The organism is Allofrancisella heilbronnii (assembly GCF_000710735.2).
In the GTDB taxonomy this organism is placed as follows: domain Bacteria; phylum Pseudomonadota; class Gammaproteobacteria; order Francisellales; family Francisellaceae; genus Francisella; species Francisella frigidaquae.
In genome coordinates, this window is the sequence record NZ_CP144673.1 from 903602 (window position 1) to 928232 (window position 24631).

A 24631-nucleotide genomic window follows, 5' to 3' on the forward strand; every position below is an offset into this window, starting at 1 on the left:
TTTTATATAAATAGCCTAATTTTCTTGAAAAAAAGTTTTCGCTAAAGCTATTGTTTTTTCTATATCTTGATCACTATGAGCTATAGATACAAAACCAGCTTCGTAAGCAGATGGCGCTAAATAAACACCATTTTCCAACATATATGCAAAAAATTTATTAAACATATTTAGATCTGTCTTACCTAGATCTTTAAATGTTTGAATTTTCACTTTTTCATAACAGAAAAATAAACCAAACATGCCTCCTAAACTTTTTGCATGAAAAGCGAAATCATAATTCTCTGCTGCAGTATTTAAACCATCTACAAGTTTAGCAGTTTTTGCACTTAACTCCTCGTAAAATCCTTCTTTGCTAACTTTCTCAAGAGTCGTTAAGCCTGCTGTCATTGCTATAGGATTTCCAGAAAGCGTACCTGCTTGGTAAACTGGGCCAGCTGGTGATACCATCTGCATAATATCTTTAGCTCCACCAAAAGCACCTACTGGCATACCACCACCAATTACTTTACCTAAAGTTGTCAAATCTGGCTTAACGTTAAACACTTGTTGTGCCCCACCTAGTGCTACTCTAAACCCAGTCATTACTTCATCAAAAATTAGTAAACTTTGATTTTCATCACACAATATTCTTAGATCATGTAAAAAATCATTTTGTGGCAAAATCATATTCATATTACCAGCTACAGGTTCTACTATAATACATGCTATTTCGCCTTTATACTTTTCAAATAGAGATTTTACTGATTCAACATCATTAAAATCAGCTATTAAAGTATCTTTAACAACATCCTCTGGAACACCAGGAGAGTTTGGTTGACCTAATGATAAAGCACCAGAACCAGCTGCTACTAAAAATTCATCAGCATGTCCATGATAGCAACCTTCAAATTTAATAATCTTATTTTTACCTGTATACGCTCTAGCTAGTCTAACAGCACTCATAGTAGCTTCTGTACCAGAGTTTACAAACCTAACTTGTTCAATATTTGGCATTAATTTGGTGATTTTCTTAGCTAACTCAACCTCTAGCTTACAAGGGGCTCCATAGCTTAAACCGTTATTTAATTGAGACTTGATAGCTTCTAAAACATCATCGTCACCATGACCTAAAATCATTGGTCCCCAAGACCCTACATAATCTATATATTTGTTCCAATCAACATCATAAATATAAGCCCCTTTGGCAGACTTTATAAATCTTGGAAAATCCTGGTTAACACTTTTAAAAGCCCTAACTGGTGAGTTTACTCCACCAGGTATATATTGCTTTGCCTCTTCAAAAAGATTAACTGAGCCTGTGTTATTATCCATCTAATTGCTCCTGTCTGATTTTATGTATTTTCTGTTCTACTGCTTGCATCAGTAAGCTAGCAGCATTGATTTTAGTAGCTTTATAAATTTCTTGTATACCTGTAGGACTAGTGATATTTATTTCTGTTAATTTATCACCTATTACATCAATACCTGCAAACATTACTCCATGCTTTTTAAGTTTCTTAGCAACTTTTTTTGCTATTCTATAATCACTATCTTCTAAAGGCCTAACCTCTGCTGTTGCTCCAGCTGCTAGATTACCACGATTGTCTTTATCACTAGGTATACGCGCAAGCAAATATTTGATAGGCTCACCATTAACTATAAGTATCCTTTTATCACCTTTAGATATAGCTTGTTGGTAGTCTTGCACCATTATATACTTAGTTTGGTGATGTGTGAGTGTTTCTAAAATTACATTTTTATTTTTATCACCATCTTTTATCCTAAATATAGAACTTCCCCCCATACCATCTAGAGGCTTAACTATAATATCTTTATGCTCATCATAGAATTTATTTATTTGCTCATAACTTCTAGTAATAAGCGTATTGGGAGAATATTTAGAGTAATTTGAAATTGCTACTTTTTCATTAAAATCTCTTAGAGCCTGAGGGTTGTTTACTATTAAAACATCTGCTTTTTTAGCCAAATCTAACATATAAGTTACATAGATATATTCCATATTAAATGGAGGATCTTTACGCATAAAGATGCAATCTAAGTCCAATAATGAAAGGTTCCTATGCTGTGAAATAATTTCATACCAAAGACTTTTATCCTTATGGATTTTTAGTTCAAGGGCATCTCCTTTGGGTTTGCCATTGTCTATATACAAATCATTTAAGTAAAACGTATAAATATTCCAACCTTTTTCTTGAGCTGCTAACAGCATCATAAAGGTACTATCTTTAGAGATATTAAAAGAGTTTAAGTTATCTATTATAAAACCTATTTTCATTGTATTTATCCTATTCTATATCCAATATATTTGGTTAGATCATTACCATTTAAAATATCTGCTATTTGAAGCATTTTTTTATTTGGGAATTGTAACTGTTTAAATCTAATAACTTTATCCAAAGTAGCAATATCCATGCCAATTTTTGAAGTATCTACTATAGTTCCAGATGCTTGTTGTGAATTTTGTTCCAAAATTTCAAACTGTCCTACTTTTATAGTCTGATTTTCAAGTATAAAAAAAGCTGATGGCCAAGGAGTAAACGCTCTTATATGACAGCTTATTTGTTCTGCTGTTTTATTAAAATCTATTAAGCCTTCTTGCTTAGTTATCTTGTGAGCATAAGTGGGTGTACCGATTTGAGGCTTAGCTTGTACATTATCAATATTTTCTAAAGTTTCTAATAATGGTTTAATTGCTAGCTTAGCAAAACTATCATGTAAACTTGCTGATGTATCTGTGTTTTTTATATCTATTTCTAAAGTATTAAGGATATCACCAGTATCAAGCCCTTCATCCATTTGCATTATACAGATACCAGTTTTTTTATCACCAGCTTGAATTGCTCTTTGAATTGGAGCAGCTCCTCGCCATTTAGGTAGTAAAGATACATGAATATTCAAACAGCCATACTTAGGAATGTCTAAGAATCCTTTTGGTACGATTATGCCGTAAGCTATAACGACGATAACATCTGGCTTTAGTTCTTTTAATTGCTCTAAAACTTCTGGATCTTTTTTAAAAGATTGTGGTTGAAGTATCAAAGTGTTATTAGCTAAAGCAACTTCTTTGACAGCAGAATATTGGACTTTCTTACCTCTACCTTTTGCTCTATCTGGTTGCGTTAGTACTGCCTTGATATTATAACCACTTGCATATAAATCTTTTAAAACGTAAGCTGAAATCTCTGGCGTTCCTGCAAAGACAATATCTAACTTTTTCATTTGTCAATTCCTAAAAGCATACGCCTGTAAAGAAACGTTGCTTAATTCATCTAGCTGACCTTCTGGATACAAACAAATATATTTAATCTCATCCACACCATTTTCGGCAGCTAATTCTACAGCTTTTTTTAAATTTCTATCACATAACTTTGTAAAATTATCTCGATTAGTCGTATGAGTAGATACTCTGATTAGACCAACTGCCCCTTCCGCATCACTTTGGTAACGTAGGTTATAGATTTTGACACTATTAGGATCAACTTTAGGTAACTTAACACTATACTCCGGTAAAAAAATACCTTTGGTTTCATAGTCATTATTAGAGGTAAAAAAATAAATACACGTAACAAATACTGCTATTATTACGACTATATACATAACATTTTGATTAAATCTACTCATACCTAAAAACTACTTTTAAAAATTTTATTAGATTTTAACATATGTTACTTATGCTAAACAGGTGTTTTTCCGGAAAAAACATAATCAACTTAGCTTAACTAAAATTATTTTTTATATTCAATCGCCCAACAATTGTGAATATTTTTATTAGATAAAAAGTCTCTAGATAAACACTGTTTATCAATGTTTTCACAGTTATATTTGTTTAATATAGTTTCAGAAATTTTAAAACGTCTGTAGTTATTAGAAAAATATAAAATCCCATCTTTTTTCAAAGAATCCATAGCCAAATTTACTAGTAACTCATGATCTCTTTGAATATCAAGCACGTCATCCATACGCTTAGAATTAGAAAAAGTTGGTGGATCTAGAAATATTATGTCAAATTTTTGTGTATTTGACTTTAGCCAACTAATACAATCTGACTGAACAAAATTATGTTTTGAAACATCAAGATTATTTAGCTTAAAATTTTGCCTACCCCATTCTAGATAAGTATTTGACATATCAACACTTGTGGTTTTAGCACCTAACAATGCTGCATGAACACTAGCTGTACAAGTGTAGCTAAAAAGGTTCAATAAGTTTTTATTTTTAGCAGCTTTTGCAACTAATTGTCTTATTTTACGATGGTCTAAAAAAATACCTGTATCTAGATAATCATCAAAATTAACATAAAACTTTGCGTCAAATTCTTTTATTATATGAAATTTGTTTTTGCTATCTGATTTTTGGTATTGATCTTTACCTTTTTGACGTTGACGTACTCTCGTATAAATATTCTCATACGGGATACCCAAAACTTTATGTATTTGATATATGGTTTGGTAAAATCTTTGCTTAGCAATATTAGGATCTATAGTTACATCTGCTTTATATTCTTGTAAAAAAACCTTCTCACCATAAATATCGACAGCTACTGCAAATGTTGGTATATCAGCATCGTATAGACGGTAACACTCTACTGCCGTTTGCTTTAACCAAGGCTTTAAATTTTTAAGGTTTTTTTGTAGCTTATTAGCAAAATCCATATGCTCATCAGATTTAGCTGCAGAAGCTTCAGCAAGACGAATATTTTTTTCTAATTGAGATTCATGTTTAAATCTTGATTGCTCGTTTATTTCAAACTGATATAGGATAGTTTCTATAGCACCGTTATAAAATTTATTACGCTTAGTTGTGCGAAATTGTAACTCATTTATAGAATCATGAAAGTTAGTTAATATTGCAACTTTCCAATCTTGGAAATCAGTATAAAGCCTTTCACCAAAACCATTAAATGCGTCTAATAAATCAGCTATTCTATCGCCAAATAATCTCTCACCATATGGCGGGTTTGTAACTATTAAACCAGTATTTGGAAATACATTTTCAAGATCTCTAATATCTTGTTGTTTAATAGTGATAATATCACTGAACCCTGCTAAAGAAATATTTTTACTAGCTTTATCTAAAATATTATTATCAATATCATAGCCCTGGATAATGGCTTTTGAAGTTTTTACACTTTCTTTGACTTTAGTTAGTAAATCTTGCCATAGTTCTTGGTTATGTAATTTTGAGTTAAAAACCTTAAAACTATCATTTAGTAAAGCAGGAGCAATATTTTTAGCCATTAATGCAGCTTCTATTAAAATTGTGCCAGAACCGCACATTGGGTCTACTAAAATTGGTGTATCTTTTTTTAACTCTTCTAGCCACCCTGCTTTTATAAGTATAGCTGCAGCTAGATTCTCTTTTAATGGTGCTTGGCCTTGGTTTTGTCGATATGAACGCCTATGTAAACTTTCTAAATTAATACACAAATAGACATTCACAAAATTTTTATGCAAATGTAACTTAATAACGTTATCCGGATTTTCCGTATCAACATCCGGGCGATCTTTAAAATTATTTCTAAATTGGTCAACTATTGCATCTTTTGTCTTTTGTGAGACAAACATAGTATTATTAAAATCATAATGATTTCCTGATACTATAATTTTAAAAGCTTTATCAACTTCAAAATAATCATTCCAATTTATAGAGGATATAAAATCATATAGTTCTTGCTGAGTTTCAACCTTTTGGGTAGCTATTTTAAGCATCACTTGGCTAGCTAAACGTGAATGAATACAAACTTTATATGCATCCTCTAAAGAGCCCTCAAATTCTACTCCGGCAAGTTTTTCTTGAGCTGATATTTTTAAGCTTACTAGTTCCTCTTTTAAAAGAATTTCTAAACCTTTAGCGCAACTAATAAAAAATGTAAAATTTTGCATAAAAAATGTAAATAATGTTATATGGCTTAAATGATATAGTAATTAAAGTAAATGACAATGGATATAACAGAACTTTGCATTCTAGTTACTTATTTAAGATAAAACTAAATATTAAACGGCTCCCACAACCCAAAGTTAATAGTTTTTCAGCATTTCCTAATTTGGAACTGCACACCCAGGAATATTATGATATATAGATGTGTTTGGAGATTCAGCTGCAATAGTGGTTGTACTATCTGAAACTGAAACATAATACTTAAATTTATTTTGTGTTGTAGAGTTTGGACAATTCTTCCATACCGCTCCTGTTACAACTTGCTCAATTTGGTCTCTAGGAACCTCTGAAGTAACTTTATAGGTATAATTAGCACTAGAGTCTGGTCCTGAGACTTTTGTTACTGAGATTGTGTTAATATTAGTCGGTGCTATACCTCCACATTGGGCCCAACTACTCTGGCCGATTCGATGGCAATTAGAACCATTTGCTGTAGAGGTTATAGGTGAGGCTTGAACAATGTAGTTGCCTAATATCTCTTCTGGAGTGTTTTTAGTTGTAAAAACAGCTGCTACAGAGCAAGTCTGGCTTGGACGCTCATCTTGACAGTTTAAAAGAGTACCTGAAACTACAGTCGGAGTATCGACACTAATATTTGGTCTAGGAGGCGTTCCAGGAGTAGTCTGAGGATAACCTGACATATCATTTATAGTGACTGTGATTGGATTACTTATATTATTACTGGTAAGGGTACCATCTTGAGCTAAAAAATCGTCAAATGCAAACGTATATACTGTTGGGTATTGCTTGTCAGAAGTTACTGTCGCATTAGTACATAGATCTCCAGAAGATTTATCATAACATAGCGAATGAATAACCTTAGAATATTGACTAAACCATGGACCTTTATCTGTTAAACTTCCATTTGCAGAATTATTTTTGTATAAAATATCTTCATTACTATTTATGATATTTTTCAAAGAATCTTTATCTATAGCAATATTGTATATTTGACTATTTGAAACAGGAAGCAATCCTGCTGAAAAAAGAGCTGTCAATGATTCAGCTATAAGCCCTTTTGCTGGATGATTAGTCTGAATAGTAGCTACTGTTGTGTATACTTTTGGTAATATATTATTGTTATCGAAAGGCCATTGACCTGGACTAAAAAAATCAAATGAACTTACGTAATCCATAGGTATATATTCTTTTTGTAAAATACTTTGGTTACCTGTTGGTGTTGTACATGTGCTTAGATCTGTAGTATCTGCACATACCTTTGGAATAAACTCCCAACAATCACTACTATTAGCATAAGCTCCATATATTGGCCTACCTTGTGAATCATACCCATTTATTTTTTGGCTACATTGACTATTAGCTGATATTCCATTTGCAAAATAAACAACATCTTTAAAAATAATTGTTTGAGGATAAGCTGGCTGGTTTAGCTGACTTACATCAAAAGCAAGCTGATTAGATGTATCTGTATAGTAACTTATTAGATTATTCAAATAAGAAGTCGAAGATATAGTTTGTAGTAAATAACTTGTACCAGTAGCTGGAGGATCATTTGCAATATTTTTTTGAGATCCTAAAGAATTTGTAGCACCAGAAGAAGTAGCTATTCCGGAAGGACTGATAATTCGTATTGGATTTGATCCAGAATCATTAAATACCAGAGAGCTCCAAGTGGTTTGGTTTTCTGAATAAACTCCTGTTGGCATTTCAGGTACTGCTTTATTCATAATCTGACTCCAACTCATTCCTAAAGGGTATCCAGATTCAGTTAGATCACTAACAACAATAGGAGAAGGATTTTGTATAGTAATTGGTATACCAAAAAAATCAACACTTGTGGGATCTATATATAGCACACCGTTCTGCCATGTTAGTTCAAATTTATCATAAACTACTTGAGACATATAATAATTACTATCTGAAGAGCTAGTGCTATAAAAAGGTATGGATGAAGCAACACCTCCTAAAGGATGTCCTATAGATACATATATTCGTCCGGATACAAATGGATCTGGAAGTTTTATTGTAAAGTCTCCAGTTGTTCCTATACTTTTACTATAGTCTTGCAAATATGCCTTACCCAGTAAAGGTCCTTTTGTCAAAGATCCATCATTATTTACTGTATAAATGTTTGCTCCATCTACAACCGTTATATAAGTATCATCGATCACATTAGTGTTATTAATAATTTTTAATGGGTAATCTGCAGCTTTTAACAAGTTAAAACTCAATAGTCCCAAACTTAAGAGAGATCCCTTTTTTAATATTTCCTTTTTCATAACGTTGTACTATTATTAGTGTTGACTTTGATTTAATCATTATTTAATATCAGGTGTAATAAAAAATAGCAAGCTTTATCATGCTTAAACGAATCTGTATTTCTTTAATTGTCATATTATTTATTTCTTTTTTATCCAGTTGTTTAGAAAATAATAATAATGTTTCTCTACTTATGTATAACGATACATCTGAAACCCAACCTTACGTAGCTTATCCAGCCTATACTTGGATACCTGAAGGAGTAATCTATGCTCAGCCTTCTTCTACTTTAACTCCAACAGCTATTAAATTTAGTCTATCCGGAGATGCTATCAACAATCCTTTATGTATAATTTCTTTTACAAACGTTAATGGAGATTGGGAAATTTTACCTAGTGATACAACAACAGGTACAACTTTTCTTTATAAAGAAGGTTTTGATAATGCCATTCTTAGTGTTAATTGTGGCCTTGCTGGGTCTGGTATTTATACGTTTCGTGTGGATACTGAATTTACAATAGGTAAAGCCATATTCCATTCAAGCCAAGATTTCTTAATAAATTTTGTACTTAATAGCAAAAAAAACCTAGCAATATCAACAACTCCCATAAGAAAGTAATATCTCTTAATGTTTTACTACCTTGGAAGGAAATTTATAACAACTAAAAGCTTTGCTAAAGTGAAATATCTAGCTAAAAAATCATATATGGTGTAACACCTTTCATCTTAAAACCACAATTTACTTAAAATAATACACAATTATAGTTTGAATAATTGTTAAAGTTATATTAAAATAAATAAATAAAATGTTAAAAATTTATCATACTATGTCAGAGGAAATACTTGAAAAAATAATAAGTACATTAAAAGATTATGAAAAGACTAGGAAGGAAGGACCAAAGTATAAAGGAGGCTTTGTAGCAGGGGTGTTTGGTAAGCCATCAAAAACTGAAAAAATTAGTGCTGTTAATACATACCTGAACTTTATAATAGTAGGAGATTTATCGCCTGATATCCAAGACATTCAGAATTTACAACAAGGATCTTTAGGAAGAAGGATATTACCTTTATTAGCCAAACTTGGTTTTGGAAGTGTATCAGATTCAATAGAGGAAAGTCCAAATATCTGTGATTTATATGGGATATTTTGTACTCAAGAAGAAGACTATGAAAGAACAATAAGTAAAGAAGATGTAAGATCACAAATTTATAGAAACTCTTTGTTAGTTAATAAAGTTAAATTAGGTCAGTCTAGGTTAGATACTAGTATTGATATGAAAAAGCATTCTCGAAGACAGTCATTATCTAACCCAACCCTTCCAAGTTTTGAAAAAGGTAATTCGTGTATTATGTTGCAAGAGGATTATTTTCGTGCGCAAAGAAAATCATTAACTATAGATAAAACGGGAGATCTATCTACTTTTTATAATAAAATACATCATAGGCATCAATCTCGTGAACATATATTCACGGGACTTGAGTTTGAAATAGCTTGTATTAGTAAATATGCTCAAAATTCTCCAGCTGAATTTTATGAACCTCATACAATAGTAGCAGTTTTTGGATCTGAAGACGACTTTTTCCAAGAGGTATTGGAAACTGATAATTCTCACGCCTTAGAATATGTAACCTCGCCGAGATACATTAAGAAAGACAATTACTTAGAAAGAGCCTTATATATAGCAGTATTAGTTTATATTTGGGTAGATAAAGAAATATTTGGTTATAACTCAAGAAACCAACCACATCATGTTTGGTATGAAAAGCATGCTAGAGATAATATCGATGTAGATGAATTCACAAATCATATGGCAAAATTCTTTAATAAAAAGCCTATATATAACAATATAGTTATAAATAAACAAGCCCTTAAATCAGTAGTTAAACCGATTAATAAATTTTATAAAGGTGTTAATTTTCAATTTAATTTAAGTGGTGATACGATACCAGTTAATATCAAAGAAATGCTATTTACTGAGACTAAAAGGTATTATCCAGAGGTATTAGAAAGTTTGCAAAAAATATTTCCAAGATTAGATGAGTATGTGTTATTGGGTATGATTACCTATATTAGGCAAATACCTATTATGATCTTAGAAGTTATACATAGTGAGAGTACAGCTACAGAATATAAATATAGAAATCATATTAGAGCTCTTAATTTTTTAGCTTATTACTTTAGGGTAGAAGAGAGTGAATACAGCTCAGGCAAACTAAGGTCATGGCATAAGAAAATGGTTAGCAATCCAGGTAAATATATTTCTGAGGAAAACAGTCAAAAAAAATTTAAAGGTTTTTCTGGTAAAAAATATAAGTTTGTTTTTTCTAAGAAAAATAAATATAATAAGTCTATTTTTTCTGGAAACCAACTTCCGTTAACTCTTTTATATGCTTCCCGTATAAAAGATTACAATTATTTTTGGCTAAAATGTAGCTTGCCGGAGTTTTTAAAACATAATTGTAAATTACCATCTATACAATATGAACTCGAGAACTTTAAAGCTGTAGCTAGAGATATTATATTAAATACGTCTGCATATAGGGCAGTTAGTAAGTTTTATCAATACTCTAAAGAGGTAGCATTACCTAAGTGTAGTATATTAAAAAGTGAGCTAGAAACGATAATCAATAATATGATCGAACTTTTAATAAACGATATAGACACTTTTGCTCGTTTTGATAAAAATAAGTATTATAGTAAAGAATTGGGACAATTAAAAAAAATTAATGAATATAAAACTATTGGTGCTAGGCAAGATACTTATATTAAAAGTGATAACATTGTTATAGAGTCAAGAAATGGAGATATGATATATAAATCAAAATCGGAGCTATGGTTTCATAATTTAATGGATAAAGTTAGTCGATTAGGCTGCCCTACCTTAAATACCTACGATGAGATAATAGATTATGTTAATGGGCTTGATAGTGGTAGTATTTCTGTTTTCAAAGAATTAATTTGAGAAGTTACACCAATTCCAACATAAATTGATGCATTTATCACAAAGGAGTTTATGACTAATTTAAGTTTTTGATGTGCAGACAATAGCAGTGGCTATTGGCAAATATTAAAGGATTAAATTAGGTATGAAATACAAAGTTAGAAAGTAATAATATGTGTTGGAATTTGTATTAAAGAGCTAAGTTGTAGTAGCTCAAACTTAATCTGACAGTCACTCATTAGTTTGAGTCTTCTGGATTCTATCCTCAAACTCAATAGCGAAATAAGGCATAGCCTTATTCCAATATCTGACGGGCATAGACCATTTTTTAGTCAAATAATCTATAGCCAAGTACAAAGATTTGAAAACCCTCGGGGGTTTCTAACAATTATTTAGCATTCTTACTATTTCCTCAGAAATTTTTACATCAGAGATATCACTATCTTCTAAAAGTAGATCTTTGATTCCATGGCTTAAAAATTTATCTTTTAAACCAAAGTTTCTAACTATTACATTTTTGTGCAAATCATTAGCAAAAATATATTCATTTACAGCGGAACCAGCTCCACCAGCAATAGAGTTTTCTTCCAAAGTTATAACTATTTGATGAGACTTACAAATATCAGTAATCACTTTTTCATCTAAAGGTTTAACAAAACGCATATCTATAACTGTAGCATCATATTTATTTGCTACTTCTATAGCTATAGACAATAAAGTACCAAAATTCAAAATTGCTACTTTTGATCCATATTTTATAATTTTTGCTTTACCAATTTCTAAGTCTAGTTTTTCTGTAATTTCAGCCCCTACTCCAACTCCTCGTGGATAACGAACCATAGCAGGACCAGTATACTGATACCCAAGTTCTAACATATGAAAAGCCTCATTTTCATCACTTGGAGCCATGATTATATGATTGGGTATACAGCGCATAAAACTAAGATCAAAACTACCATCATGTGTAGCGCCATCAGCTCCTACTAAACCTGCCCTATCAACAGCATATAAAACATCTAAATTTTGTAATGCTACATCATGAATAACTTGATCATATGCTCTTTGAAGAAATGTTGAGTAAATAGCAACTACTGGCTTTAAACCTTGGCAAGCAAGACCACCGGCAAAAGTAACTGCATGTTGCTCTGCTATAGCAACATCAAAATATCTATCAGGATATTGCTGTGAAAATGCTATTAAGTCAGATCCTTCTTTCATAGCTGGAGTAATACCAACTAAACGATCATCTTTAGCCGCTTTTTGACATATCCAGGAACCAAAAATATTTGAAAAAGTTGGTTTTGGCACTTTAGTGATGCTATCACCTGTATGAAAACTTGGAGCAACGTGGTGAAACTTAATAGGATCAAACTCTGCTTTTGTATATCCTTTGCCTTTTTTAGTTACAACATGTAGAAGTTTGGGTCCTTTATGATTGTTTAAAATCTTTAAAGTCTTAATCAGCTCATGTACATCATGCCCATCTATCGGACCCACATAATAAAATCCTAAATCTTCAAAAAAATTAGCTGGTACAAACATTCCCTTAGTTTGAGTTTCTATCTTTTTAACTAACTCAAATACTGGTGGAATATTTTTTAAAACTTCTTTACCTTTCTCACGTATAGAGTTATAAAACCCTCCGGAAATTATCTTGCTAAAATGAGCAGATAAGCCTCCTACGTTATCAGATATCGACATCTCATTATCATTTAAAACTACTAGAATATCTTCTTTAATTCCTCCAGCATGATTTAAAGCTTCAAAAGCCATACCTCCAGTTATAGCTCCATCACCGATTATTGCTACTGTTTTTGAAGGTTTGTTTTTAAGCCTATCAGCTATAGCCATACCAAGAGCTGCACTAATCGATGTACTTGAGTGCCCTACCCCAAAAGCATCATATTCACTCTCTGAACGCTTTGGAAATCCAGATATACCACCATCTTTTTTGATAGTTACTAACTGATTTTTTCTACCTGTTAGAATCTTATGAATATAAGTCTGATGACCAACATCCCAAACTATGTTATCATGCGGTGCGTTATAAACATAATGCAAGGCAACAGTTAGCTCAGTAGCACCTAAACTACTAGCGAAATGCCCCCCACTTACATCTAATGTGTTAATAAGAAAACTTCTTAATTCTGACGATAAATCTTTAAGCTGATTTTCTGAAAGAAGTTTAAGATCATCAGGAGTGTTTATCTTATCTAACAAATTGTATTTTGACATAACTTTAAAAATCTTTTGTTTAGTTAGAAAATATGTATTTAAATCCCATTAACTTTTAGAGTTAACGTTATTATTCCCACTCTATCGTTCCTGGTGGTTTCCCTGTAACGTCATATACTACGCGAGATACTTGCTTTACTTCATTTACTATTCTGTTAGAAACTAACGATAAAAAATCATATGGTAAGTTTGCCCATGTAGCAGTCATAAAATCAATACTTACAACAGCCCTTAGAGCTATAACGTACTCATATCTACGTTGGTCGCCAACCACCCCAACCGATTTTACAGGTAAAAATACTCCAAAAGCTTGAGAAATATCATGATACAAACCATGATTGTATAGTTCTGCTGTAAATATAGCATCTGCTTTTTGTAAAATATCTACATATTCTTTTTTAACTTCGCCTAATATACGCACTCCTAGACCAGGTCCAGGAAAAGGATGTCTGTATAACATATCATAAGGCAATCCTAAACCTAACCCCAATTTACGAACCTCATCTTTAAACAGCTCCCTTAGCGGCTCTAAAAGTTTTAGCTTCATTTCTTTAGGCAATCCACCAACATTATGATGAGATTTAATAACATGAGCTTTAGATTTATTATTTCCAGCTGATTCGATAACATCACTATAAATAGTGCCTTGCGCTAGCCATTTAGCGTTTTCAATCTTTGCTGCTTCTTCATCAAAGATATCAATAAAAAGCTTACCTATAATTTTACGTTTTTGCTCAGGATCAGCAACTCCTTTAAGCTCATCTAAAAATCTATCCTTTGCATTAACACGGATAACGTTAATATCCATGTTATCAGCAAACACCTTCATTACTTGGTCGCCTTCATTAAGACGAAGTAATCCTGTATCTACAAATATACATGTAAGTTGATCACCAATAGCTTTATGTAATATCGCTGCAACTACAGATGAATCAACTCCACCAGATAAACCTAATATTACCTTATCAGAACCTACTTTTTCTTTGATTTGTTCAATATCATTTTCAATAATGTTTTCAATATTCCAAAGTGTGTCACATTTACAAATATTAACTACAAAATTTTCTATTATTTGTTTGCCACTTTCTGTGTGGGTAGTTTCAGGATGAAATTGCACCCCATAAAAAGGCTTTGATTTATGAGCAACAGCTGCTACAGGCGCATTACTAGATGAAGCAATAATCTCAAAATACTCACCTGTATTAGTAACTTTATCACTATGGCTCATCCAAACTAGTTGTTCATTACTTAAGTTAGAAAAAATGTTATTGTCGGAGTTTAAAATATTTATAATGGCTTTCCCAAACTCACTTTGATCTGCTCCCTTAACTTCGCCCCCATGTTGCATAACCATAGTCTGCATGCCATAGCATATACCAAGTACGGGAATTCCTAGTTCAAAAACCATATCTGAAGCTCTAGCATCAGAATTATATACTGATTCTGGCCCTCCAGATAAAATTATACCCTTAGCACCATACGATTTAATAAACTCAGCATCTATATCATAAGGGAAAATTTCACAAAAAACTCCTACTTCTCTAACTCTACGAGCTATAAGTTGTGTATATTGTGAACCAAAATCTAAAATAAGGATTTTATGTTTATGTATATCCGTCATTATATTATATGAAAAAGAAATGTTAATGCATATTCTAGCTTAAAAGAACCAAAATTGTAATTAGCTTTTGCCGATAAAAATGAGTGATTAATTACTTTGTAAATTTTCAATTTCAAACATAATACTTTTAACGTTTTTTTTAATAGAGTCAGATGATGCTTGAGTCATTACAAATATTTTTAAAAAGATAACGCCACCTATAGCTATCAATAAATTATCGTAAGGAAAATCTATAATATTTAATTCGCGAAAATATGAAATTAGCCATAATATAACTATATACAAGCAAACAAACCAAGTTTGTTTTAATAACCGTAAGAAGTCATTTGGTATAAAAACTAACCAGTAAAATACGCATACTAAAACTATAAGTATTGCCAAATACATAAGATTAGCCGTACCTGACCAATAGATAAAATAAGAGCATGATATGAAACCTAAATAACCAAATAGTCTGTAAAATGGCAGTTTAAACTTTCTTTCTAAACTTGGAAAATTATCCCTAAAAATAATTAAAACCACTGGACCTGATAAACAGCTAAATAAAACTAATGATGATAAAAATGTAACTAATTGAGTCCACGTTGGAAATTGGAATAAAAATATCAACCCTACAAAGAAATTAATCCAGATACAAAAAACAGGAACTGAACTTTTATTTAATTTAGTTAAGATAGACTCTTTGAAAAACTCTAAACCAAAAGCTTGAAGTATTCTTCCTGTTACAGCTGTAAATACATTAGCCGTTCCTAAAGGAGCTACCATAGCATCTATAAATAAAATAGTATATACAAAATGCAAACCAAACAAACTTAGAAGTCCTAATAAGGGAGCAACACTAGCATTGAAATTATCTACTTGCGCTGGTACGCAAAATATGAACAATAAAGATAAAGACAAATACATTATCAGTCCAACAACTATAGGAGCAAATAAAGATAATGGAATTGCTAGCTTAGGGTTTCTAGCAGAATTTGCGATAATCAGACCGTTTTGGAATCCAGAAAAAGCAAAAGCAAGACCAGATCCTGTTACTGCTAAAAGTATATGCTCAAAGCTTACACTTATTTTAGCACTATTAGCATGATAGTTATCAAAAGACCCATATACAGCCAGCATGCCTAGAGCTATTGCTATTGGCAAAAATATCTTCCACATACTTACTATAGAGTTAACTTTAGCAACATTTTTAAGCTGATAAGTATTAAGATACGTAACTCCTAGCATAATAAAGAAAGCTATAGCAACACCATAGTGCGATAAAAATATTCCACTAGAATTACTATCAACTAAGTTAGGAAACCAAAAACCCAAATACTGAACAACAGATTGTGCTTCTAATGGTAAGTATACAATATAACTAATCCAACCTAACACTACAAATAAAAATCCTAAAGCGCGTGAATGTGTAATTCTTAAAAAACGCATAGCACCAGAAACAATCGGAAGCATCGAAGCTACTTCAGCAAAGCATAAAGCTACTAGCAAAGTTAAAAGAGCTGTTAAAAACCAGGAGAGTATCACCCCCACACCAGCAGTTTGATAACCATAATATGGAGAAAATAACCAGCCACTACCTATCATTCCACCCGTTGAAATAAAAACAATAGCTAAGGTTGAAAGTTTTTTCATAAGCAAATTCCTACATGTTAAATTTTGTTGGTAATACCAAACATGCTACAAGTTACTCTTACCAATATAATATTTTTGTAAAACATAGGCAATTAAAATTTTTACCACATAGGTAAGTACATAAAACAAATTAAAAAAATTATAAAGGTATGCATTTCAGCATAAAAGTTATTTATATTTTAATTATTTAATGTTTTATTGAAGTTTTTAATATTTATATTTAAAATATAATATTTTTAAAATTACCGGTATAAGAAATAAAATGTATTATGTTTTTGGATTTAGAGATCAAAATCTTATAGGCGATTTGTGTTTTAGTCTAGCCTCAGAGCAACAGGTAAAGCAAAATTTCAACAGTTGGCATAATGGATTTCTAATAAAGCCAGGTGAAGATAAGGCTAAACAGTACGATCATGGACGTTATAGTCGACCTCACCATATAAAATGTGGTAGTAATGCTGTAGGTGAGCAGAATGAGTTTTTACTATCATTATACAAAAACCTTAATAAGTTAAAAATTAAACCAAATATGAAATACTTCTCATACTTTAAAGTTAGTTCTACAGGCTTTAAAGGTAGCTACGCCAAGGTAGGAATAAAAGAAAAAATGAGTAGTTTAGGTGTGTCTGATTATAAATTTTCAAACGATTCAAATGGTTTAGATCCAAATCGTGATACACTTGTGATCCATGCGCATGGCAACAAAAATGAGCCCAACTATATACACACTAAAGACAATGAAAAGATTTCTATAACCGAAACCGCAATTCTTTTAAAGGATGTGTTTATACGATTTGGCAAAAAAAATCATACCTTTACATATAAAATTGTACTGTGGGTTTGCTATAGTGACAAGATAGCTGAGAATTTATTTTTTGAACTTAATAGAATATTAAAGCTCCACCATCGATCTGATATTAAATTTATTATCTTTGGGTATAAGGGAGCTTTAGCTCAAAGACAGTGTTTTAAGTATTTATTTAATAAACAAAAAACAGAATTTGAGATAATAGGCTATAAGCCCATTGAAGTAAAAAGTAAAGGTAAATTACTATCTACATCTGTATGGTATAATAATACTGGTAAATCAATGCGGGTATATGTTTCAAACAATACTCGTGGAAAAGCAGTAGAAGCTTTTGACCCAGTTAAATCTGTCTGGGAAAGAGAAATAGAAGAAAATCTAAAAGAAAAAGCTTTATTGCCTTATAATAATTCAAAAATAAGTCCTTTTAAAAGCTTAATGACTGTAACACAACAGGCTATAGAGGAGGATATATTAATTGACAATGATTTATATCAAATAACTAATGAAAATGAATCTTATGATAAACATATAGATAGTATGTTACCAAGTAAGAAATATTTGTTTTAACGGACATGATTTAAGCGAATCATTAGTACTAGTACTGCCTTATCAAAAAGCCGATTTTTTGAATTGTAAACTTAGCTTTGTTATACTAATAAAACCTCTGATTAATTATATAAAAGAGCTTAAACACTTTTAAGCTTATAAAAAAATCTATGAAATTTAAAATTTTTAATAAAATTTTTCAAGCAGGAGAAACGGCTACACTTGCCATGCCATTACCAAGTCAATACTCATGTGCCCCTATGTATTTACCTATAAAAATACTAAATGGCTTATATCAAGGACCTTGTTTTTTAATATTTGGAATGATCAATGGTGATGAATTTAACTGTATTGAAATAATAAACTCTCTTTTGGAAGATATTAATCCTAAGCAGTTAAATGGCACAATAATAGCTATACCTGTGCTAAATATTTTTGGACTAGTGCATTCAACCAGACATAGCTTACCATTAGAACAAGCTTTTCCAGGTGATGAAAATGGCTCTTTTATGCAACGTTATGCTTATAGAGTAACCCAAGAAATAATTAACATAGCTGATTATTCAATACAGCTAAAAACTGGTGCTATAGATCATGAAATATTGCCTCAAGTTTATTTTAATGCTAAAGATCAAAATTCTATAAAAATGGCTAAAGCATTTCAAGCTCCTGTTATAACTGCTGTAAATATGAATCAATCTAGTATCCGCCAAATCCATCAGGATCTAGGTATACCTTTTATATGTTATGAAGCTGGTGAAGCTAATAAATTTAATGAAGAAGCTATAAATGTAGGTGTTTCAGGCATTAAAAATGTCATGAGAAAACAGGATATTTTAAAAGACCAAGATTTTGTACAACAAATAAAACCTGTAGTATCTAATGATACTGAATGGACCATATCTGATAAACCTGGGATTCTAAGAACAGAAATAGGGCTTGGCACTAGAGTAAAGGAAAATCAAAAAATTGGTAAACTGATAGATCCTTTTGGTAATGATGAAAGCGTATCACTTAAATCACCTATCGATGGAATAATTTTAGGTATCAATAACTACCCTTTAATAAAAGAAGGGGATTTAGTTTTTAAGGTAGCATCTTTTCATAACGATGAAAAAGCTGAAGCAAAAATAGAAAATTGGGAAGAAATAGCAAAAGAAAATTTTAGTGATGAATAACAGGGTCTCTTTGATTGCAATAATAGTTTGGTTGACTTGTGCTAGTTTTTTTATGTATGAGTTTTTACTTAGAACTATCCTAGGAACATTTGAACATCAAATAATTACTGATTTGAACCTAAACTTGTTTACCTTTAGTATCCTTAGTTCAACCGCATACCAAATAACATATGGATTAATGCAAATTCCAGTCGGTGTAATTACTGATAAATTAGGTTTAAAAAAAACTCTTAGCTTAGCTATTTTAATCTGTGTATTAGGTGTCGGGTTATTTAGTTTATGTAATAGCTTTACTGCAGCGCTTATTTATAGAATGACGATAGGTTTTGGTGCTTCTTTTGGTTTTTTATGTCTACTAATAGCTGTTTATGATTGGCTACCACATAAGCATACTGGTTTATATATAGGATTATCTCAGTTTATAGGTGTAATGGGTCCAATGTTAGCTGCTGGGCCTTTGGATTCATTATCACAAGCTGGCGGTGTAGGTTGGCGCTTTATATCCATAACACTAGCTATTATAGGGCTAATATTAGCAGCTGTAACCATAATAGCAGTAAAAAATAATAATCAAGAATTAAACAAAGTTATTATATTAAGTAACCCATCATCTATTGTTAGTGAAATAAAAGCCTTATTTTCTAATACACAAATATGGTTAATTGCTATTTTTTCTGCTACAACATATCTAGCTATAGAGTATTTATCTGAAAATACTACAAAAAGTTTCTTAGGGTTAAATGGCTATAGCTCACAGTTAGGATCTTATTTAATTACAATAGCTTGGCTTGGCTATGGATTAGGTTGTCCAAGTTTAGGGTTTATATCAGATACCTTAAAACGAAGAAAACCAATCATGATTCTTGCTATTTGCTTAACATTTATTTCTTTAGTTACGATAATATTTTTTCCTATAAATAACCTTATATTATATATATCATTTATTTGTTTAGGATTTGGCGCAAGTGGTCAAAGTATTGGATTTGCAATTATTGCTGAACAGTGTAAATCCAAATATAGAGCTACTGGATTAGGAATAAATAATTTTCTAATAACAATGTCTGTTGCAATTGGTTCGCCGATTATTAGTAGTATATTAGGTATGCTCTCTAATGGAAATAAAGTGTCGATATATGATTACAAAATAAGTCTAAGCATTTTACTTGTTTTTACAGCTTTAGGTATAGTTGTTAGTGTGTTTTTTATCAAAGAAACATTCTGTAGATCGACAAAAGAAGTGATTATGTTAGACTAAAAACTAAAAGGGTTTAGTTCTTAAGTAAATTTCTAATCTATTTAAAATGTTCAAACCAGAAAATGTTATGATTAAGTGACTAGCTTAGGAAACAAGTTTATTTACTACGGAACTTAATACGTCCTTTTGTCAAATCATAAGGAGTTATTTCAACAACAACCTTATCACCCGTTAAGATACGAATATAATTTTTTCTCATTTTCCCAGAAATGTGAGCTGTTACAATGTGACCATTTTCTAACTCAACTCTGAACATTGTGTTAGGAAGAGCTTCTAAAACCACCCCTTCCATTTCTATACAATCTTCTTTTGCCATAGTGGCTAATTCTCCTATATTATTTTTAAACTTATATAATTAAATATAAAACAGCTTTATATTCTAAAGCATTTCAATAAAAACACAATATTTGCAAAACAAACTTTTTTAGGAATGATATACTTTTCTCACTTAAAATGTTACTTAAAACTCTTTTATTTTGGAAAATAACCTTTTATTTGAATTAATTATTTTTCTAGTAGCAGTGTTAGGTGGAACCGTAGGATCTGTTGTTGGATTAGGGGGAGCATTAGTTATTACCCCCCTACTATCAACAGTTTTAGGAGTTCCTTTACACTATACTATTGGAGCATCTTTAGTTGCTATAATATGTACATCTTCAGCAACTTCTATAGTATCTTTAAAATCCCACGGGTTCACAAAAGAAAAACTTGGTGTTTTCTTAGCATTAGCAGCAGGAATTGGAGGAACACTTGGAGCAAAACTAGCAATATCTATAAAACCAGCTACTTTGTTCTTAATTTTTGGAGGAGTACTTGTCGTGGTAGCATTTTTAAGTTTCTCAAAACGACAAACTTCTCAGCAGCAGTTTTCTTCGAAACTAGCAGAAAAATTACAACTTAATGATAAATTTATGGTTGATAATCAAGAAATACACTATAACGTTGATAAACCTGGCTTAGGTTTTTTAAGTATGCTAGGTGCTGGATTTATTGGTGGGTTACTAGGTATAGGTGCCGGAGCATTTAAAGTTATTGCCATGGATAAAATCATGAAAATTCCATTTAAAGTAAGTGCTTCTACAAGTAATTTTATCATGGGAATAACTGCTTTTGCTGCTACTTCTACTTATTACTTTGCTGGTTACATTGATAGCGTAATCACTCTACCAGTTGCATTAGGAACTTTACTAGGAGCTACAGTAGGTTCTAAAATTATGCCTTTTGTCTCGGTAAAGGTTTTAAGGTTAACATTTTTTATTATTATTTTATTAGCAGCTATCCAAATGATCAGTAAAGGGCTACTTTTATGACAAAAAATCAAATTATATATAAAGTTTTAAAATCTAACTTAATCATTTCTATAGTAATTCTAATTATAGGTTTTTTCTATAGGAGCTATGAAGTCATTAATTGTAGTAGTCAATATATAATAAATTATCAAGAGACTGTAGCGATAAAAATTATAAATTTTGGGCTATTCTTAATAATTATTTTCCCAGTTCTGCGAATATTTTTAGAATTTTGTTTCTTTATAAAAGAAAAAAACTATACATACATTATAATTTGTTTACTATTATTTAGTGTTATTGGGATAAGTATAATCTCTTAAGATAGTATATTTTCTCTAAAAATGTTAACATTTTCCTAACTAATAACTAATTCACCCCAAGGGTTGGAATACTTATAGACTTATGTTTACTAGTTTATCGGAAAAATTACAATCTTCTTTTAATAAATTAAAAGGACAGACTTCTCTTACAGAAGAGAATATTCAATCAGCTTTACGTGATATCAGGGTATCACTATTAGAAGCCGATGTAGCTTTACCTGTTGTAAAGAAATTTATTGAAAATATCAAAGAAAAAGCCATTGGTGAGACAGTTAAAAAAAGCCTTACACCAGATCAGACTTTTGTATCTTTTGTAAAAAAAGAGTTAGAAAAAGCTCTTGGTGAAGAAGCAGTACCTATAAATTTAAAAACTCAGCCCCCTGCTATTATCTTAATGGCTGGTTTACAAGGTGCTGGTAAAACGACATCTACAGCAAAACTAGCTAAATATCTTAAAGAAAAGTATAAGAAAAAAGTAATGGTAGTAAGTGCTGACGTTTACCGCCCTGCTGCTATTGATCAACTAAGAACTTTAGCAAATAGCTTAGATATTGATTTTTTTGAGTCTGATATTAACCAAAAGCCTGATTTTATAGTTACTCAAGCTATCAAAACAGCAAGAACTAAACTAGCTGATGTGCTCATAATAGATACTGCTGGTAGATTACATATAGATGAATCCATGATGGATGAAATCAAACAAATTCACAAAATTGCAAAACCTATAGAAACGCTATTTACAGTAGATAGTATGACCGGTCAAGATGCTGCTATAACTGCCAAAGCTTTCAACGATGCTTTAGAGCTAACTGGTATAGTACTAACTAAAACTGATGGTGACGCTAGAGGCGGTGCAGCTCTATCAATTAGAGAGATAACCGGTAAACCTATTAAATTCTTAGGTACTGGTGAAAAAACTGATGCTTTAGAGCCTTTCCACCCGGATAGAGTTGCTTCTAAAATCTTAGGTATGGGTGATATGCTTAGTTTAATAGAAAGCATAGAACAAAAAACAGAAAAAGATGCTGCTCAAAAACTTACTAAAAAACTAAAAAGTGGTAAAAATTTTGATCTAGAAGATTTTAAGAACCAAATTTCACAAATGAAAAAAATGGGTGGTGTTGACTCTATAATGTCAAATTTACCAAATATACCAAACATGCCTGGCAACGTTGGTGATAAAATGTTTAAAAAAATAGAGGCTATGATAGATTCAATGACACCACTTGAACGTAAAAAGCCAGAACTTATTAAACATAGCAGAAAACAAAGAATTATTAGAGGTTCTGGTACCACTGTTCAAGACCTTAATAAATTATTACAACAACATACTCAAATGAAAAAAATGATGAAAAGTGTAGTTGGTAAAAAAGGTGGTATGGCAAATATAATGAAGCGTATGTCTGCTATGCAAGGTATGGGTGGCATGGCAAATCTACTAGGTAAAAAATAATAAGTATAGGAAATTATTTAATGATAGGTGATAAAAGATTTGATAAAGTTTCTAATATAAATATAGAAAAAGAAAAAGTGTTGATCCCTGCTGAAGTACTGATTCAAGAAATACCTCTTTTAAAAGGTTCATATGAAACAGTTAAAAAATCCCGTAAAGAAGTAGCTAATGTAATTCATGGTAATGATGATAGAGTTATAGTTGTTGTTGGACCTTGCTCTATACACGACCCTAAAGCTGCACTTGAATATGCGACTAAGCTCAAAGAACAAGTCAAAAAATTTGAAAAAAATATCATTATTGTAATGAGAGTGTATTTTGAAAAACCACGTACAACTATTGGCTGGAAAGGACTTGTAAATGACCCTGACCTTGATAATTCATATCGTATAAATAAAGGGTTACAGATAGCACGTCAATTATTATCCGATATTACTAATATGGGTTTACCATGTGCTACTGAATTTTTGGATGTAATAACACCCCAATATTTTGCTGAGTTAATTTCTTGGGGAGCTATTGGAGCTAGAACTGTAGAAAGCCAAATCCATAGAGAACTTGCATCAGGTTTATCTGCGCCTATAGGCTTTAAAAACGCTACTAATGGTGATATTCAAGTAGCTGTAGACGCTATTAAGTCTGCTACTTACCCACACCATTTTCTAAGCACTACCAAATCAGGATCAACGGCAATATTTGCAACAAAAGGTAATAAAAACGGTCATATAATTCTACGTGGTGGTGCATCTGGACCTAATTTTAGCAAAGAACATGTTGATGAATGCATCGCAAAACTCAAAAAAGCAGGCTTAGATACTAAAGTAATGATTGATTGTAGCCACGGTAATAGTCAAAAAGATCACTCCAAACAAAAAACTGTACTTACTGATATTTGCAAGCAAATAGCTCAAAGTAATGATGTGTTTGGTGTTATGATAGAAAGTAACCTTGTAGCAGGAAATCAAGACATTAATAAAAAACCACTTGAATATGGTAAAAGTGTTACAGATGCTTGTGTAAGCTTTGATGAAACAATAGAAATGTTAGAAATGTTATCAAAAGCTGTACAACAAAGAAGAATTTCTCAAGAAAAAAAAGAAGTTAAAGAAGAGTCTCAATTTTCTTTGTTATAAAAAATTTCGTCATACCCGTATATTTTTAAAATATGCAAAACCTAAAGTTTATAAACTATTTT

At 31.3% G+C, this 24631-nt stretch carries 19 protein-coding genes; 9 read left to right on the top strand and 10 right to left on the bottom strand.

Features of this window, described 5'->3' with window-relative positions; all coding sequences use genetic code 11:
- Positions 1-15 precede the first annotated feature (15 nt).
- The 6 genes from hemL to FRA_RS04195 all read right to left on the bottom strand — a co-directional run bounded on the left by hemL (position 16) and on the right by FRA_RS04195 (position 8177).
- The gene (gene hemL / locus FRA_RS04170; protein WP_035719207.1) at positions 16-1311 is read right to left on the bottom strand and encodes a glutamate-1-semialdehyde 2,1-aminomutase; all 1296 of its coding nucleotides are present in this window, start codon (positions 1309-1311) and stop codon (positions 16-18) included.
- Positions 1304-2275: a glutathione synthase gene (gene gshB / locus FRA_RS04175; protein ID WP_035719210.1), complete on the bottom strand. Its 972-nt coding sequence runs from the start codon at positions 2273-2275 to the stop codon at positions 1304-1306. Before gshB ends, hemL begins: the two co-directional genes overlap by 8 nt.
- Positions 2276-2280: 5 nt before the next feature.
- Positions 2281-3219: a methionyl-tRNA formyltransferase gene (fmt, locus tag FRA_RS04180; protein WP_035719212.1), complete on the bottom strand. Its 939-nt coding sequence runs from the start codon at positions 3217-3219 to the stop codon at positions 2281-2283.
- A gap of 3 nt (positions 3220-3222) precedes the next feature.
- The gene (gene fvfA, locus FRA_RS04185) at positions 3223-3621 is read right to left on the bottom strand and encodes a Francisella virulence factor A (RefSeq protein ID WP_035719215.1); all 399 of its coding nucleotides are present in this window, start codon (positions 3619-3621) and stop codon (positions 3223-3225) included.
- 104 nt (positions 3622-3725) lie between these two features.
- On the bottom strand, positions 3726-5882 hold the full coding sequence (gene rlmKL / locus FRA_RS04190) for a bifunctional 23S rRNA (guanine(2069)-N(7))-methyltransferase RlmK/23S rRNA (guanine(2445)-N(2))-methyltransferase RlmL (protein WP_035719217.1): 2157 nt from the start codon (positions 5880-5882) through the stop codon (positions 3726-3728).
- A 156-nt stretch (positions 5883-6038) separates the two neighbouring features.
- Positions 6039-8177 (bottom strand): beta-1,3-glucanase family protein, encoded by a 2139-nt coding sequence (locus tag FRA_RS04195; RefSeq protein ID WP_035719220.1) that lies wholly within the window; start codon positions 8175-8177, stop codon positions 6039-6041.
- 80 nt (positions 8178-8257) lie between these two features.
- Here FRA_RS04195 and FRA_RS04200 point away from each other — a divergent pair, with 80 nt between their 5' ends.
- Together FRA_RS04200 and FRA_RS04205 are read left to right on the top strand one after the other, a co-directional pair.
- Positions 8258-8776, top strand: a complete 519-nt coding sequence (locus FRA_RS04200; RefSeq protein WP_035719222.1) for a hypothetical protein — start codon at positions 8258-8260, stop codon at positions 8774-8776.
- 208 nt (positions 8777-8984) lie between these two features.
- Entirely contained in the window at positions 8985-11120 is a 2136-nt protein-coding gene (locus FRA_RS04205) for a hypothetical protein (protein WP_155960866.1), read from the top strand.
- A gap of 360 nt (positions 11121-11480) precedes the next feature.
- On the opposite strand, the gene dxs is transcribed toward FRA_RS04205, so the two are convergent.
- The 3 genes from dxs to FRA_RS04220 form a co-directional block, all read right to left on the bottom strand.
- A complete protein-coding gene (dxs, locus tag FRA_RS04210; RefSeq protein ID WP_035719225.1) occupies positions 11481-13334 on the bottom strand; it encodes a 1-deoxy-D-xylulose-5-phosphate synthase in 1854 nt (617 codons plus the stop codon).
- A gap of 70 nt (positions 13335-13404) precedes the next feature.
- The gene (guaA, locus tag FRA_RS04215) at positions 13405-14955 is read right to left on the bottom strand and encodes a glutamine-hydrolyzing GMP synthase (RefSeq protein WP_035719226.1); all 1551 of its coding nucleotides are present in this window, start codon (positions 14953-14955) and stop codon (positions 13405-13407) included.
- An 87-nt stretch (positions 14956-15042) separates the two neighbouring features.
- Positions 15043-16587 carry an APC family permease gene (locus FRA_RS04220; protein WP_035719227.1) on the bottom strand — a complete coding sequence of 515 codons (1545 nt, stop codon included), beginning with the start codon at positions 16585-16587 and terminating at the stop codon, positions 15043-15045.
- Between the two features lie 262 nt (positions 16588-16849).
- On the opposite strand from FRA_RS04220, the gene FRA_RS04225 reads away from it, so the two are divergent.
- The 3 genes from FRA_RS04225 (at position 16850) to FRA_RS04235 (ending at position 20374) form a co-directional block, all read left to right on the top strand.
- Entirely contained in the window at positions 16850-17962 is a 1113-nt protein-coding gene (locus tag FRA_RS04225) for a hypothetical protein (RefSeq protein WP_035719229.1), read from the top strand.
- 149 nt (positions 17963-18111) lie between these two features.
- Positions 18112-19119, top strand: coding sequence for a succinylglutamate desuccinylase/aspartoacylase family protein (locus FRA_RS04230; protein WP_035719230.1), 1008 nt, complete (start codon positions 18112-18114; stop codon positions 19117-19119).
- Between the two features lie 52 nt (positions 19120-19171).
- On the top strand, positions 19172-20374 hold the full coding sequence (locus tag FRA_RS04235) for an MFS transporter (protein ID WP_464110818.1): 1203 nt from the start codon (positions 19172-19174) through the stop codon (positions 20372-20374).
- 97 nt (positions 20375-20471) lie between these two features.
- On the opposite strand, the gene infA is transcribed toward FRA_RS04235, so the two are convergent.
- Entirely contained in the window at positions 20472-20690 is a 219-nt protein-coding gene (infA, locus tag FRA_RS04240) for a translation initiation factor IF-1 (RefSeq protein WP_003033733.1), read from the bottom strand.
- Between the two features lie 160 nt (positions 20691-20850).
- Between infA and FRA_RS04245 the strand changes: the two genes are divergently transcribed.
- From FRA_RS04245 to FRA_RS04260, 4 genes are all read left to right on the top strand, one after another.
- A complete protein-coding gene (locus tag FRA_RS04245) occupies positions 20851-21684 on the top strand; it encodes a sulfite exporter TauE/SafE family protein (RefSeq protein ID WP_035719233.1) in 834 nt (277 codons plus the stop codon).
- On the top strand, positions 21681-21983 hold the full coding sequence (locus FRA_RS04250; protein WP_081835917.1) for a DUF1634 domain-containing protein: 303 nt from the start codon (positions 21681-21683) through the stop codon (positions 21981-21983). The genes FRA_RS04245 and FRA_RS04250 overlap by 4 nt, the downstream gene beginning before the upstream one ends.
- 82 nt (positions 21984-22065) lie before the next feature.
- The gene (ffh, locus tag FRA_RS04255; protein ID WP_035719235.1) at positions 22066-23436 is read left to right on the top strand and encodes a signal recognition particle protein; all 1371 of its coding nucleotides are present in this window, start codon (positions 22066-22068) and stop codon (positions 23434-23436) included.
- A 20-nt stretch (positions 23437-23456) separates the two neighbouring features.
- Positions 23457-24569 (top strand): 3-deoxy-7-phosphoheptulonate synthase, encoded by a 1113-nt coding sequence (locus FRA_RS04260; protein ID WP_035719236.1) that lies wholly within the window; start codon positions 23457-23459, stop codon positions 24567-24569.
- Positions 24570-24631: the final 62 nt, after the last annotated feature.

Coding starts and splice junctions, on each gene's coding strand:
- hemL (WP_035719207.1), bottom strand. CDS start 1,311: ATGGATAATAACACAGGCTCAGTTAATCTTTTTGAAGAGGCAAAGCAA.
- gshB (WP_035719210.1), bottom strand. CDS start 2,275: ATGAAAATAGGTTTTATAATAGATAACTTAAACTCTTTTAATATCTCT.
- fmt (WP_035719212.1), bottom strand. CDS start 3,219: ATGAAAAAGTTAGATATTGTCTTTGCAGGAACGCCAGAGATTTCAGCT.
- fvfA (WP_035719215.1), bottom strand. CDS start 3,621: ATGAGTAGATTTAATCAAAATGTTATGTATATAGTCGTAATAATAGCA.
- rlmKL (WP_035719217.1), bottom strand. CDS start 5,882: ATGCAAAATTTTACATTTTTTATTAGTTGCGCTAAAGGTTTAGAAATT.
- FRA_RS04195 (WP_035719220.1), bottom strand. CDS start 8,177: ATGAAAAAGGAAATATTAAAAAAGGGATCTCTCTTAAGTTTGGGACTA.
- FRA_RS04200 (WP_035719222.1), top strand. CDS start 8,258: ATGCTTAAACGAATCTGTATTTCTTTAATTGTCATATTATTTATTTCT.
- FRA_RS04205 (WP_155960866.1), top strand. CDS start 8,985: ATGTCAGAGGAAATACTTGAAAAAATAATAAGTACATTAAAAGATTAT.
- dxs (WP_035719225.1), bottom strand. CDS start 13,334: ATGTCAAAATACAATTTGTTAGATAAGATAAACACTCCTGATGATCTT.
- guaA (WP_035719226.1), bottom strand. CDS start 14,955: ATGACGGATATACATAAACATAAAATCCTTATTTTAGATTTTGGTTCA.
- FRA_RS04220 (WP_035719227.1), bottom strand. CDS start 16,587: ATGAAAAAACTTTCAACCTTAGCTATTGTTTTTATTTCAACGGGTGGA.
- FRA_RS04225 (WP_035719229.1), top strand. CDS start 16,850: ATGTATTATGTTTTTGGATTTAGAGATCAAAATCTTATAGGCGATTTG.
- FRA_RS04230 (WP_035719230.1), top strand. CDS start 18,112: ATGAAATTTAAAATTTTTAATAAAATTTTTCAAGCAGGAGAAACGGCT.
- FRA_RS04235 (WP_464110818.1), top strand. CDS start 19,172: ATGTATGAGTTTTTACTTAGAACTATCCTAGGAACATTTGAACATCAA.
- infA (WP_003033733.1), bottom strand. CDS start 20,690: ATGGCAAAAGAAGATTGTATAGAAATGGAAGGGGTGGTTTTAGAAGCT.
- FRA_RS04250 (WP_081835917.1), top strand. CDS start 21,681: ATGACAAAAAATCAAATTATATATAAAGTTTTAAAATCTAACTTAATC.
- ffh (WP_035719235.1), top strand. CDS start 22,066: ATGTTTACTAGTTTATCGGAAAAATTACAATCTTCTTTTAATAAATTA.
- FRA_RS04260 (WP_035719236.1), top strand. CDS start 23,457: ATGATAGGTGATAAAAGATTTGATAAAGTTTCTAATATAAATATAGAA.